Origin of the sequence: Microbacterium sp. TWP3-1-2b2 (assembly GCF_049896145.1) — a bacterium.
Taxonomy (GTDB): Bacteria; Actinomycetota; Actinomycetes; order Actinomycetales; family Microbacteriaceae; genus Microbacterium.
Window position 1 is genome coordinate 1675568 of sequence record NZ_JAFCTS010000001.1, and the last position, 13529, is coordinate 1689096.

The 13529-nt window shown below is 67.8% G+C and carries 10 protein-coding genes; 8 read left to right on the top strand and 2 right to left on the bottom strand.

Annotated elements, in window-relative coordinates:
- The first annotated feature begins 30 nt into the window (after positions 1-30).
- From ACP7AR_RS08305 to ACP7AR_RS08325, 5 genes are read left to right on the top strand one after another with little or no spacing between them, the layout of a single operon-like run.
- On the top strand, positions 31-1347 hold the full coding sequence (locus ACP7AR_RS08305; protein WP_426184621.1) for an ABC transporter permease subunit: 1317 nt from the start codon (positions 31-33) through the stop codon (positions 1345-1347).
- Between the two features lie 3 nt (positions 1348-1350).
- Positions 1351-2328 carry a branched-chain amino acid ABC transporter permease gene (locus ACP7AR_RS08310; protein WP_426184623.1) on the top strand — a complete coding sequence of 326 codons (978 nt, stop codon included), beginning with the start codon at positions 1351-1353 and terminating at the stop codon, positions 2326-2328.
- 49 nt (positions 2329-2377) lie between these two features.
- Entirely contained in the window at positions 2378-3337 is a 960-nt protein-coding gene (locus ACP7AR_RS08315) for an ABC transporter ATP-binding protein (RefSeq protein ID WP_426184625.1), read from the top strand.
- Positions 3334-4083, top strand: a complete 750-nt coding sequence (locus tag ACP7AR_RS08320; protein WP_426184627.1) for an ABC transporter ATP-binding protein — start codon at positions 3334-3336, stop codon at positions 4081-4083. Before ACP7AR_RS08315 ends, ACP7AR_RS08320 begins: the two co-directional genes overlap by 4 nt.
- A gap of 39 nt (positions 4084-4122) precedes the next feature.
- The gene (locus tag ACP7AR_RS08325; protein WP_426184629.1) at positions 4123-5106 is read left to right on the top strand and encodes an SDR family oxidoreductase; all 984 of its coding nucleotides are present in this window, start codon (positions 4123-4125) and stop codon (positions 5104-5106) included.
- Positions 5107-5660: 554 nt separating this feature from the next.
- Here the strand turns inward: ACP7AR_RS08325 and ACP7AR_RS08330 are convergent.
- Together ACP7AR_RS08330 and rarD are read right to left on the bottom strand one after the other, a co-directional pair.
- Positions 5661-6911 (bottom strand): ABC transporter substrate-binding protein, encoded by a 1251-nt coding sequence (locus ACP7AR_RS08330; protein WP_426184631.1) that lies wholly within the window; start codon positions 6909-6911, stop codon positions 5661-5663.
- Positions 6912-7042: 131 nt separating this feature from the next.
- Positions 7043-7975 (bottom strand): EamA family transporter RarD, encoded by a 933-nt coding sequence (rarD, locus tag ACP7AR_RS08335; RefSeq protein WP_426184633.1) that lies wholly within the window; start codon positions 7973-7975, stop codon positions 7043-7045.
- Positions 7976-8080: 105 nt separating this feature from the next.
- Here rarD and ACP7AR_RS08340 point away from each other — a divergent pair, with 105 nt between their 5' ends.
- The 3 genes from ACP7AR_RS08340 to ACP7AR_RS08350 all read left to right on the top strand — a co-directional run bounded on the left by ACP7AR_RS08340 (position 8081) and on the right by ACP7AR_RS08350 (position 13237).
- Positions 8081-9979 carry an Hsp70 family protein gene (locus ACP7AR_RS08340; protein ID WP_426184635.1) on the top strand — a complete coding sequence of 633 codons (1899 nt, stop codon included), beginning with the start codon at positions 8081-8083 and terminating at the stop codon, positions 9977-9979.
- A gap of 13 nt (positions 9980-9992) precedes the next feature.
- Entirely contained in the window at positions 9993-12368 is a 2376-nt protein-coding gene (locus ACP7AR_RS08345) for a LuxR C-terminal-related transcriptional regulator (RefSeq protein WP_426184637.1), read from the top strand.
- 131 nt (positions 12369-12499) lie between these two features.
- Complete coding sequence (locus tag ACP7AR_RS08350) at positions 12500-13237, top strand: IniB N-terminal domain-containing protein (RefSeq protein ID WP_426184639.1); 738 nt, start codon at positions 12500-12502, stop codon at positions 13235-13237.
- Positions 13238-13529 lie beyond the last annotated feature (292 nt).

Consider the following 13529-nt stretch of genomic DNA (forward strand, 5'->3'; position numbering starts at 1 on the left):
GCCGCGGCGAGCACTCACAGTGGAGGTTGCGTGGGACCCACGTCTACAGCCGTCCGTCGCGCCCGACCTTGGCTGGTCGCGCTCCTCGGCGTGCTGATCGCTCTATCAGCTCTGGTGCTCCAGCCACCCGCATCCGCTCACGCAGACGAGACGGACGACGGCCAGGAGATCACCGATTACTACTTCGCCGGCGTGATCACGTTCGATGACGAACCGATCCCCGACGTCGCCGTCCAGATCGAAGGGAACGGCTTCCAAGCCGAGACCGAGACGGATGCCGAAGGCAAATGGCGACTCTACGTTCCGGAGAAGGAGGCCTACACCCTCACGGTCGACGAGGACACCCTCCCCGACGGCGTGATCGTCGAGGGCGAGTCCGCGTCTCAGGAGGTGGAGTTCGCACTCACGAACACGAAGATCGTGAACCTCTTCCTCGGTGAAGGCGTTCGCGAGACGACGTCGTTCATCGATCAGCTGCTCTCGCGCATAGTCGGCGGCTTGAACTTCGGTCTGCTGCTGGGACTCGCGTCGATGGGCGCGGCGCTCATCTACGGAACCACGCGCCTGTCGAACTTCGCCCACGGCGAGATGGTCACCTGGGGCGCGGTCGTCGCACTGCTGTTCACCACGTTCTGGCATCTGCCCCTGTGGCTCGGCATCATCGCCGCTGTGATCGGCGGCGGCCTGCTGGGTCTGGCTCTGGATGCCGGACTCTGGCGCCCGCTGCGACGACGCGGCCTCGGCATCGTGCAGCTGATGATCGTCAGCATCGGACTCTCGTTGGCGCTGCGCTACGTCCTGCAGTACATGATCGGCGGCAGCACCTTCCAGCTGCAGGGCGCGAGCCCGACGCCGATCGAGTTCGGTCCGATCTCACTGTCGTACATCGACTTGATCGGCATGGGGACGAGCCTCGTCGTCATCCTCGCAGTGGCCTTCTTCCTCACCCGCACACGGGTCGGCAAGGCCACCAGGGCCATCTCCGACAACCCGCAGCTGGCCGCGGCATCCGGAATCGACGTCGACAAGGTCGTGCGGATCGTATGGGTGCTCGCAGGAGTGCTCGCGGCGATCTCCGGTGTCCTCTGGGCGTACTTCCGCCCCGGTGTGAAGTGGGACATGGGCATGCAGATGCTGCTGCTCATCTTCTGCGCGATCACGCTCGGCGGTCTCGGCTCGGCGATCGGCGCGCTCATCGGCTCGATCATCGTCGGACTCGCCGTCGAGGTCTCGACGCTGCTGGGTGTGCCGTCTGATCTCAAATACGCCACCGCACTGGTCGCGCTGATCGTGATCCTTCTCGTGAGGCCACAGGGCCTGCTCGGGCGCAGGGAAAGGCTGGGCTGACGCATGGACTTCGGAAACATCTTCGGCAACACCGCCTCGTACCTGCTCAGTCCCACGACGATCGCGTACGCACTCGCAGCCACCGGACTGGCCGTGCACTTCGGATACGGCGGGCTGCTCAACTTCGGCATGGCCGCGTTCATGGCTGTCGGCGGGTACGGATACGCGATCTCGATCCTCAGCTTCGGATTCCCTTGGTGGGCAGGCGTGTTCGTCGGCGTTCTCGCCGGTGCGCTGTTCGCTCTGGTCCTCGGCGTCCCGACGCTGCGTCTGCGCGCGGACTACCTCGCCATCGCGACGATCGCGACCGCCGAGGTGGTCAGGCTGCTCTTCCTCACTGAGCTCTTCCGCGAATGGACGAACTCGGCCGGCGGGCTCTCCGGATATCACCAGAGCTTCCGCGACATGAATCCGTTCCCACCGGGCACCTACGGCTTCGGCCCGTGGACGTACAACGAGAACGATCTCTGGGTGCGCGTGTTCGGCCTGCTGGTGCTCGCCCTGTCGGTGCTGCTCGTGTGGGCGCTGATGCGCAGCCCGTGGGGCCGCGTGCTCAAGGGCATCCGCGAAGACGAGGACGCCGTGCGCTCGCTCGGCAAGAACGTGTTCGCGTACAAGATGCAGGCGCTCGTCGTCGGTGGCGTCATCGGCGCCCTCGGCGGGATCGTCTTCGTCCTGCCGTCCGCCGTGATCCCCGGCAGCTACTCGACGTCGCTGACGTTCTTCCTGTGGACCATCCTGCTGCTGGGAGGAGCGGCGACCGTCTTCGGCCCGACGCTGGGAGCGGTGCTGTTCTGGGTCGTGTTCGCCTTCCTCGGTGGCTTGCTGCCTGAGATGGCTCGGGTCGGCTGGTTGCCGATGACCACGAACCAGGCCGACGTGGTGCGCTACATCGTGATCGGGGTCGTGCTGATGCTGATCGTGATCTACCGGCCACAGGGCATCCTCGGAAACAAGAGGGAGATGACCTTTGTCAAATAACAATGTCCCTGACGCTTCGACGGGCTCAGCGGCCGAAGGGCCTGCGCCCGTGACCGGCAACATCACCCGTCCCAAGACCACGGGTCTTGCGAAGGGTCCGTCAGAGCCGGGCGTCGCGAAGGTCGACCCGATCCTCATCGCAGACGGCGTCAAGCGCCACTTCGGCGGCCTGACCGCCGTCGACGTCGACCATCTCGAGATCCCCCGCGGCGCCATCACTGCGCTCATCGGACCCAACGGCGCCGGCAAGACGACCCTGTTCAACCTGCTGTGCGGCTTCGACAAGCCCAATGCGGGCACTTGGTCGTTCGACGGTACGAATCTGTCGGGCGTGCCGTCGTTCAAGGTCGCTCGCATGGGCCAGGTGCGCACGTTCCAGCTCACGAAGTCGCTGTCGCTTCTGACCGTGCTCGAGAACATGAAGCTCGGCGCGCCGGGTCAGCGCGGCGAAGGGTTCTGGGCGGGACTCTTCCCCTTCCTGTGGCGAGAGCAGGAAGCGGAGATAGAAGAACGGGCACGTGATCTGCTCACCCGCTTCAAGCTCGACGCCAAGGAGAAGGACTTCGCCGCCTCGCTCTCCGGCGGACAGCGCAAGCTGCTCGAGATGGCACGAGCCCTGATGAGCGATCCGTCGCTGGTGATGCTCGATGAGCCGATGGCAGGCGTCAACCCTGCGCTGACGCAGTCACTGCTCGAACACATCCTCGATCTGAAGGACCTCGGCATGACCGTGCTCTTCGTCGAGCACGACATGCACATGGTGCGGCACATCGCCGACTGGGTGGTCGTGATGGCCGAGGGCCGCGTCGTCGCGGAGGGCCCGCCGAGCAGCGTCATGGATGACCCGGCCGTCATCGACGCGTATCTCGGCGCGCATCAGGATGTCGATCTGGGCGCCGTGACCGGGCGTCTGCCCGTCATCTCGGATGCTGCGGCTGCCGAGCTGCGCGAGCAGATCGAGGCTGAGGCCGAAGCCGAGATTAAGAGCCCCGAGGAGGGGAAGGCATGAGTGAAGGATCTGTCGACGCGCGTGACGTCGTCGTCGAGATGACGGATGTGCACGCCGGATATCTGCCAGGGGTGAACATCCTCAACGGAGCGAATCTCATCGCGCGAAAGGGCGAGCTGATCGGGATCATCGGCCCGAACGGTGCAGGCAAGTCCACGCTGCTGAAGGCGATCTTCGGCATGGTGCAGGTGCGGGACGGCGAGATCACCGTCAACGGCGAAAGCATCGTCGGGCTGAAGGCCGACCGTCTCGTCCGGCGCGGCGTGGCGTTCGTGCCGCAGACGAACAACGTCTTCCCCTCGCTGACGATCGAGGAGAACCTGCAGATGGGGCTGTACCAGAACCCCAAGATCTACAAGGAGCGTCTGGAGTTCGTCAGCAGCATCTTCGCCGAGTTGGGCACGCGTCTGAAGCAGCGCGCAGGCTCCCTCTCCGGCGGTGAGCGCCAGATGGTCGCGATGTCACGCGCGCTGATGATGGACCCGTCGGTGCTGCTGCTCGATGAGCCCTCCGCCGGCCTCTCCCCCGTGCGACAGGATGATGCGTTCATCCGCGTCTCCGACATCAACAAGGCCGGTGTCACGACGATCATGGTCGAGCAGAACGCGCGGCGCTGCCTGCAGATCTGCGACCGCGGCTACGTGCTCGATCAGGGCCGCGACGCCCATGAGGGCACCGGCCGCGACCTGCTGAACGATCCGAAGGTGATCGGGCTGTACCTCGGCACACTCGGAGACGCCGCGTAGGTCGACGCCGCGCTGCGCCGACGCCGTAGGCTCATCCCCATGACGAGCATCCTCTATCTGGGCGGCACCGGGACCATCAGCGCGGCGTGCGTACGCCGTTCGATCGAACGCGGACATGACGTGACCGTCGTCAACCGCGGCAGGGCACGGCGTGCGCTGCCGGATGGCGTGACCGAGATCACCGCCGACGTCCGCGACGCTGCGGCACTGAAGTCGGCCCTCGGCGGCCGCGAGTTCGACGCGGTCGCCGACTTCCTCTCGTTCACCCCTGAGCACGTCTCGACGGGTCTCGAGGTGTTCGAAGGTCGTACGGACCAGTACATTTTCATCAGTTCGGCATCCGCCTATCAGAAGCCTCCGGCGCAGCTGCCGATCACTGAGCAGACGCCGTTGGAGAATCCGTTCTGGCAGTACTCGCGAGACAAGATCGCGTGCGAGGAGCTGCTGTTCGGAGCCCAGCGCGAGCGGGGCCTGCCCGTCACAGTGATCCGTCCGTCGCACACATACGATGAACAGTCGATTCCGACGATCGGAGGCTGGACCGACATCGCCCGCATGCGTGCAGGCAAGCCGGTCATCGTGCACGGCGACGGAACGAGCCTGTGGACCATCACGCACTCTGACGACTTCGCCGTCGCCTTCACCGGGCTGGTCGCGCGCTCAGAGTCGATCGGTGAGGCGTACACGATCACGGGCTCGCACGCGCCCACCTGGAACCAGATCTACGGATGGCTCGCTGACGCGGCAGGGGTCTCGTCGCCGGAGCTCGTGCATGTCGCATCCGACACAATCGCTGCGCTGGCGCCCGAGGTCGGTCCGACGCTGCTCGGCGACAAGGCGCACTCGATCGTCTTCGACAACGCGAAGGTGCAGGCCCTGGTGCCGGAGTTCGCGACGACGATCACGTTCGACGAGGGCGCGCGCCGCATTCTCGCCCACTTCGACGGTGATCCGGAGAGTCAGGTCGTCGATTCCGACCGCGACGCGCAGTTCGACCGCCTCGCCGCGGCCGGCGCGGCCTAGCCGCTGGCGCGGAAGCCGCCGCGAGGTAGCCACGGCCACCACGAGGTGTCGCTGTTGGTCGCCAAACCACGCCCCACACGACAACCAGCGACACCTCCCGAGCGCGGGTACGGGCCCCAGAGCCACGAGGTGTCACTGTTGGCCGCCTCAACACGCCCCACACGACACCCAGCGACACCTCCCGAGCACGGGCACCGGCCCCAGAGCCACGAGGTGTCGCTGTTGGTCGCCAAACCACGCCCCACACGACAACCAGCGGCACCTCCCGAGCCCGAGCACCGGCCCCAGAGCCACGAGGTGTCACTGTTGGCCGCCTCAACACGCCCCACACGACAACCAGCGACACCTCCCGAGCGCGAGTACGGGCCCCAGAGCCACGAGGTGTCGCTGTTGGCCGCCTCAACGCCACCCACGCGACAACCAGCGACACCTCCCGAGCACGAGCACGGGCACCGTCCCCGAAACAAGTCCGCGCACGGGACACACGCCGCGCGGCCCCGCACACGAAAAAGGGGCTCCGGATGCCAGCATCCGGAGCCCCTCACTCGTGAGTGTTACTTGATGCGGGTCTGGACGTTCTCCGCGTCGAACTCGTAGACGCCGATCGCAGCGCCGGCCGGGTCGTTGTCATCGTCGAACGTGACCTCGCCGGAGTATCCGTCGTAGTCAGCAGCGCCTCCACCGTTGATGATCTCGGCGCAGTCAGCGAAGCTGGTGCACTTCTCACCCTCGCCGGAACCACCCGAGACCTCCTGCATGGCGCCGGCGATGTCCTCGCCCTCGACCGACACGGCCTGCAGCGCCGCAAGGGCGATGAGGATCGTGGCGTCGTATGCCTCGGCCGAGTAGGTCAGAGCGTCGATCGGGTCGTTGCCCTCAGCGGTCCAGACCTCGTTCAGCTGGTCGATGAAGTCGTCCGGCAGCTCCGCGCCTGCACGCGTGCCCTTGGAACCCTCAAGGCTCACCGACAGGTCGGGCCAGTCCTTCAGGTTTCCGTCGACGAGGTACAGCGCGCCGGTGTCGACGCCCGCGTTGCCGAGCAGCGGGGCGATCGTGGCGAACTGGTCGTACGACACGATTGCGACAGCATCCGGGTTCGAGGCGGCGATCGTCTGCACCTGGGCGTTGAACTGTCCGTCACCCTGGTTGTACGAAGCCTCCGCGACGACCTCGCCGCCGGTGCCCTCGAACGTGGACTTGATGGCCTCGAACAGACCAGTGCCGTACGGGTCGTTCTGGTAGATGATGCCGAGCGTCTTATGCCCGTCCTCAGCGACCTGGTTGCCGAGGACCTCACCCTGCAGGTTGTCGCTCGGGGCCGTGCGGAAGTACAGCGGGTTGATGCCCGTGAAGTCCGCCGAGGTGTTCGACGGCGAGACGGTGAGGATGCCGGATCCTGCGTTGCCGTCGAGGATGAGCTTCGTCACGCTCGAGGATGCCGCTCCCACCATGGCGGTGATGCCGGCGCTCTGCAGGTTGGTGATCGAGGTCTCGTACGCCTTGTTGTCGAGGTCGCCCTCGTCGGCGGCGGTGAGCTCGACCTGGATGCCGGCGTCGGCCTCGTTGATCTCGGACACGGCGAGCTGCACACCGGCCTCCATCGGCGCACCGAGGAAGGAAAGCGAGCCAGTGGAGGGAAGCAGCGAGCCCAGCTGAAGCGTCAGGTCGACGTCGGCCGGACGGTCGCTGCCGGCCTCTTCAGACGATTCGGGGGCGGGCGTGCTGCAGCCCGTGATCACAAGCGCCGATGCGCCCACCAGCGCGATGCCGGCAAGCCACTTCGTACGCGTCTGCGTGCGGTTCATAATGCTCCTTTGCGACGACGGACATGGCAATACATGCCCGGATGATCCCACCTTATGGCGAGCGCGCTTTTGCTGGGTATCGGTGCGCTAACGATCTTGTTTCGCGTCGGCTACAGCCTGAATACGCTCGCTCACACCACCGGAGCGACGCGGGCGCGCCGCCCACGTCGTCCCGCGCGCAGAAGGTCGACGACGAACACCCCGACCGCGATCCACACGATGATGAACCCGATCCATCGCTCGGTCGGCATCGGTTCGTGAAGCAGCAGCACGCCGGTGAGGAACTGCATGATCGGAGTGATGAACTGGAGCATCCCGATGACCGTGAGATCGATGCGGCGAGCGCCGGAGGCGAACAGCAGCAGCGGCACTGCTGTCGCGACGCCGGCGAACAGCATCAGCACCGTGTGCCACGTGCTCACCGTGCCGAACGTGATGCCCGTGGTCTGCGCGACGATGACGAGCTGCACGATCGCGATCGGCATGAGCCAGAAGGATTCGAGGGTGAGCCCGCTCACGGCATCCACCGCCGGCCCTATCTTCTTCTTGATCAGACCGTAGGTGCCGAAGGATGCTGTCAGCGACAGCGCGATCCACGGGAACGAGCCGTGCGCCACGACGATCACGATGACGGCGATGACGGCGATGCCGATCGCCACCCACTGCAGCCGTCGGATGCGCTCTCTCAGCACGAAGACGCCGAGCAGCACTGTGGTGATCGGATTGATGAAGTAGCCCAGGGCCGTCTCCACCACGTGACCGCTGAGCGTTCCGATCAGGAACACCTGCCAGTTGATGTAGATCAGCACCCCGGCGAGCGCCGTCCACCCCAGCAGTCGCGGCTGACGGATGATCGCCATGATCCGTCGCCACCCGCGAGCGATGGTGAGCAGCAGCAGGCAGAACACGAGCGAGAAGACGACCCGCGCCGCCACGACCTCCCACGGTCCGGTCGGCACGAGCAGCAGGAAGTACAGCGGCAGGAGCCCCCAGAGCAGATAAGCGCCGCCCGCGTACGCGATGCCGACCCCCTGCTCGGTGCGGTCGGAGGGGTCGGGGGTCACAGACTCACACTAGTGTCCGCGGCAGACACCCCTACCGTCCGCTCGACAAACGCTCTATAGTGAGCGTGTTCGACACCGCTGGGGAGCGAGTGCCGGAAGACAATTATGAGCGAGTCCGAAGACGTGCTCGCGCTGGATCTGGGGACGAGCCGCATCCTGGCGGCGACAGCCGGTCTCGCGCCGAGCGAAGAGATCGCGGCCGACTCTTTCGTGCTGGGGCACCGGAGCGGCGGCGCAGCCGCGCTCGTTTTCGTGGCCGATGACGGCAGCCTCCTGTTCGGCGATGATGCCGAGCAGCGCGGGTTCGAGCTTCCCGAGAGTCTCATCCGGTCGTTCCTTCCGCGCGTCGGCGACGACGTCCCGATGATGGCCGCAGGGCGTGCGGTGACGGCGGCGGAGCTGACGGCGCGGCTGGTCGTGTGGGCCAGGGGCCTTGCCACGCAGCGCCTCGGCGTCGCCCCCGCGATCGCGATCGGACATCCGTCCGGTTGGTCGGGGCACCGGATCGCGGCCCTGCGCGAAGCGCTGAGCGATGCCGGTATCGAGCGCGTCAGCCTGATGCCGTCGGCGGAGGCGGCAGCGCACCACCACGACACGACGCTCGCGCTCTCCGGTGCCGATCCTCTGCGGCCCGGCGACGCCGTAGCCGTGTACGACCTCGGCGGCACGTCCTTCGAGGCCACGATCCTCCGCAAGGACGTCGGCGACGTGTTCCACATCCTCGGCGAGCCGGTCGCCATCGCTGATGTCGGTGGTGCCGCGTTCGACGACGCCGTGCTCGACCACGCCATACGGCTGTCCGGCACGGACACCGGGGGTTGGACGGATGCGGAGGCCCGCATCGCGCTCGCACGATTGCGCCGCGCGAGCGTCGCGGCCAAGGAGGCTCTCTCGTTCGACGCGGACGCCACCATCCCGCTGACGCTCACCGCCCCCGGCTCCACGGTGCGCATCACGCGTTCAGAGCTCGAGGCGATGATCGATCCTGCATTGGAGCGCACCCTCGACGGCCTCGAACGCGCGCTCGACTCCGCCAGGCTGGGCCCGGAAGATCTGGAGTTGATCCTCCTCACCGGCGGCTCTGCGAACATACCGCTGGTCGCCCAGCGGCTCTCCGAGCGGTTCGACCTCCCGCTCGTCACCGCGCCGGCTGCTGCGGCAGCGCTCGGCGCCGCCCGCCTCGCCCTGCTCCGTGGTCGTGCGCATCACGGACTCGCCGCCGAGGCCGAGCCGCTCGCTGCCGAGACCACCGGCGCGGAGATCGATGTCGCCACCGCACCGTCGTCGCGGTCGCATCGCAGACGGCCGTTCCGCGGGATGCTCGCCGGTACATCGATCCGCTCGGCGACACCCGTGGCGGTGACCGTGGCCGCCGTGGTGGTGGCCGCAGGTGTGGTCACCACGACGGCCGGGGCGGCGATCCTCCGGGACGTCGCAGAAGATGCCGCGGCGCCACGCACCACTGCAGCCGCGGTCGACGCCTTCGCCGCCGACCCTTTCGCGCTTCTGCTAGACGGCTCCGCGGGGTCGCAGCCCGTCGAACCCGTCGCTCCTGCGGCGCCCGATCCCGATCCCGACGTCGAGCCGGATCCCGGAGACGACTCGTCAGGACCGCGCGAGATCGTCCGCGACACGCTTTCCGAACCGCGAACGCCGAGGGTGTCCGCACCTGAGAGCGGTTCACGGCGCGGGCCTCAGCCGAGCACTCATTCCGAGCCCGACCCCATCGCGGCCGATCCCGCTCCGTCCGGCTCGACACCATCCGATCCGACACCATCCGACCCGACACCGTCCGGCCCGACCCCGTCCGGCTCGACCCCGTCCGGCCCGACCCCATCCGATCCGACCCCGTCCGACCCTGCGCCGTCCGACCAGACCCCCTCCGATCCCCCACCGGACCCGGTCCCTTCGGGCCCCGATCCCGCACCGACCACGGCGCCCGACCCTGCACCACCGACCGAGGAACCGCCGGCACCGTCGGATGTTCCGATCGCAGAGAGCTGACGAGTTGACGATCATGACTGTCCTTCCGATGCGTCCGCGTCCGGCAGCAGAGTCTGCCGCCTCGTTCATCTGGGAGCGACAGCTCCGTCCAGCGCTCGATGCGATCACCGATCAGCCGGACGCGCCGACGCGCGCGCTGCTGGTCGGAAACGCCGGCTCAGGAAAATCCGCGTCGCTGCGACGGTTGCACAGCGTGTTGCTCGAGGAGGGCCGAGATGTCCGCCTGCTGCGCGCCGGTATGCGAGCCACCGCCGCCGTCCCCGCGCAGGTGCCGCCGGACGCGGTGCTCATCGTGGATGACGCCCAGCTGCTCGACGGTGAGCAGCTCGAAGCCGTCATCGACCGTGCCGCAGACCCCCACGCTGCGCTGATCGTCGCCCAGCGGCCATGGCCGGCATCGGAACGGATGCGCTCGATCGCACGGATGCTGGAGCGGACCTTCCCGGCGATCGTGCTGGGCCACGTCACACGCTCAGATGTGCTGCAGCACCTCGAGGCATCAGGGCGGCCCATCCGCGACACCTGCCTGGTGCACATCCTCGAAGCCACCGGCGGTGTCACCTGGCTGGTCTCCGAGGCACTGGCGCTGCACGACGACCGCGACTGCGCCGACGACGACTCACACGACGCATTGCACAGTGCGCTCGACGAGCAGGTCGCGCACCGGCTCGAGACGGTCGATCCGGAACTGCGCCATGCCGTCGAGCGGCTGTGCGCGGCATCCGCCACGGGGCACGCCGCCGGGCTTCCCGACGATGCGGTCCAGCACGCTCACGCCGAAGGGCTGCTGCTGCGCACCGGAGCGCCCGTTCCGCTGGTGCGGTCGGCCGTGCGCACCGCCATGTCGGCCCAGCCGGACGATGAGAAGTCGAGTGCCGTCCGCCGTGCGCAGGCCGCGTGGGCGGGCGGAGATCCGGACACCGCGATGGTGATCGTCGACGATGCGGTCGCCGCCACCCGCGACCGGGCACAGCTCGCGGACATCTCGGCGGGCGTATGGGCGGCGCGAGGCATGATGGCGCAGGCGGATGCCGTCTACCGCGCCCTTCCATCGGCAGCTGCAGCCTCCGCCACTCTGGCGATGATCGCGGCGATCGGCGTCGGTTCTGCTCTGCCGGCCGACGCGGCAGCGGCTGAGACGGCGCCGGCCGAGCCCTCCTCCATTCCCTCCACTCTGAGCGTCGCGATGGATCTGCTGCGCCGGGGCCTCGCCGCATCGGTCGACGGCGAGTGCTCGGAGACTGTCCTCGCCGATCTCGTCCGGGCAGCCGAGATGTACACCGGCTCACGTGCGACGGGCGCCGTTCCAGAGGTGCCCGCCGTCATCGCGACGATCGCTGCGCTGAACCTGGGCGCGCTGATGACGGCGCACACCGTCATCGACGACGCGGTCCGCGACGGACACGGAGGCGCCTGGGCACTCCCCCGACTGCTGCTGTGGCGTGCGTGGGTGTCGGTGCAGCGTGCGCATCCGGCCGAGGCCTTCGACGACCTCGCGCGAGCGCAGGGGCTCAACACGGCGATGTCCGCACGCGACACACTGCTCGCGCGCGCCGTCCGCGTCGCGATCGCACGGCGTTACGAAGACGCCGCCGGCATCGAGGAGGCATGGCGGCACGCCCGCGGTACGTTGCTGCGCACGGACATCGACCTCTTCCTGCTGCACCCTCTGGCCGAGCTCATCAGCTCCGCCACCCGCGCCGGCGACGCGGAGCGGATAGAGCCGCACATCGCGCGCGCATTGGAGATCACCGCCCGCCTGGGCGACCCCCCGCTGTGGATCGCACATCTTCGCTGGGCCGGCATCCAGCAGGGCATCCTGCTGGGAAGCCCCGCACACGTCGCACCCCACGCGAAAGCGCTGGTCGCGGCATCCGCCGGCAATCGCGTCGCCGCCGTCATGGCGAAGGCCGGCCGCGTCTGGACTTCGGTCCTCGGCGGAACTGTCGATCCGGCTGCCGTGGAAACCGCAGCCGAAGGGCTCGCCTCGGTCGGGTTGAAGTGGGACGGTGCGCGTCTCGCCGGTCACGGAGCCGGTCGTACGGACGACCGCAAGGTCGCCGCCCGGCTGCTGGCGTGTGCCAGAGACCTGCACCCGACCGACATCGCGCGCCGGAGCGCCGACACCGACGCCGTCGGCGACGGAGAGCGCGCCGCCCCGGAGGAGATCCTGAGCGATCGCGAGATCGAAGTCGCGCGCCTTGTGCTGCAGGGCAAGACCTACGCCGAGATCGGCGAGACCATCTTCATCTCGCCCCGCACCGCCGAACATCACATCGCACACATCCGCACCCGGCTCGGAGCCACGTCGCGCTCAGAGGTCATCGCACGCCTGCGCCAGCTGATCGGCGACGAATCCCCGTCCCTCCCCCTACGGGCATCGGAGTGATCCCCGATGCTCGCCCGCGCTGACGTGGATACGCTCCGAGACAGGATCTGGGGATCTGTGGGCGCCCGGTGGAGCGGGTGGCCGACGAGGTGTACTGGGCTTCGAGGTACGTCCAAAAGGGGGACTTGTTCATGACTACACCGGTCGAGACGATCGCCGACGCGCTGATCGCTTTCATCCTGAGCCTGCTCCGTGATCCGGATGCAGTCGCCGACTTCGCCGCCGACCCGGATGCCGCGCTGGCGGGCAACAACCTGCGCAGCGCGTGCATGGCCGATGTCGCCGCCGTCAGACCGGTCATCGTCGACCGCCCTGACATCGTGGCCCGCACGCAGCCGGACCCGACTCCACCGCCTCCGCCGGACGCCCCCACCGAGGTGACCAACGAGATCCTCCGGATCGTGCAGCAGTTCACCACCACGATCGACGCACGCTCGACCATGGTCGACAACTCGGTGAACCAGAACATCTGGGCAGGAGGAGACGTCACGCAGATCTTCGACCAGGAGGCCATCATCGCCTCCGGTGACGGGTCGGTCGCGGCCGGCGATGATGGATCCCTCGACAACTCCGACCTTGATGTCACCGTCGGAGACGTGGCGATCGGCAACGACACCTACGACGGCAGCTTCAACGGCTCCGACGTCGAGGCCACCGCACCGGACGCGGCAGAACCCGACGTCGCCGCACCGGATGCCACGACGCCTGACGCCGCGGCGCCGGTTCCCGCGCCCCCGGTCGCCGTAGCCGAACCCGCCGACGTGCTCGACTCCGACATGGCGGCGACCGACGACTCGTACGATTCGGATGCCGCGAGCGCCGCCGTCGCCGACCAGCCGGTCGTGGATGAGCCCGTCGAGGAGGAGTGACATCAGCGCCGTGACAGAGCACGACCCCGAGCACACCCGGGCTGCGCCGCACCGGCCGCCGACGTCCAGCGACAACGGCGCACCGGTACTGGTGAAGCTCACGCCGCCCTTCGAGGTCAGACTCAGCCAGTTCTTCTGGATCATCAGCTTCGCGATCGGCGCCTTCGCCGCTGTCTACCTGTTCGTCCTACGGGAGGAGCTGCTGCCCCTCATCGAGGAGGTCGTACGCACTGTCACCGACGACCGCAGCGACGCCACCTACGCCTCGGCCGCCGACATCCTGTTCTGGATC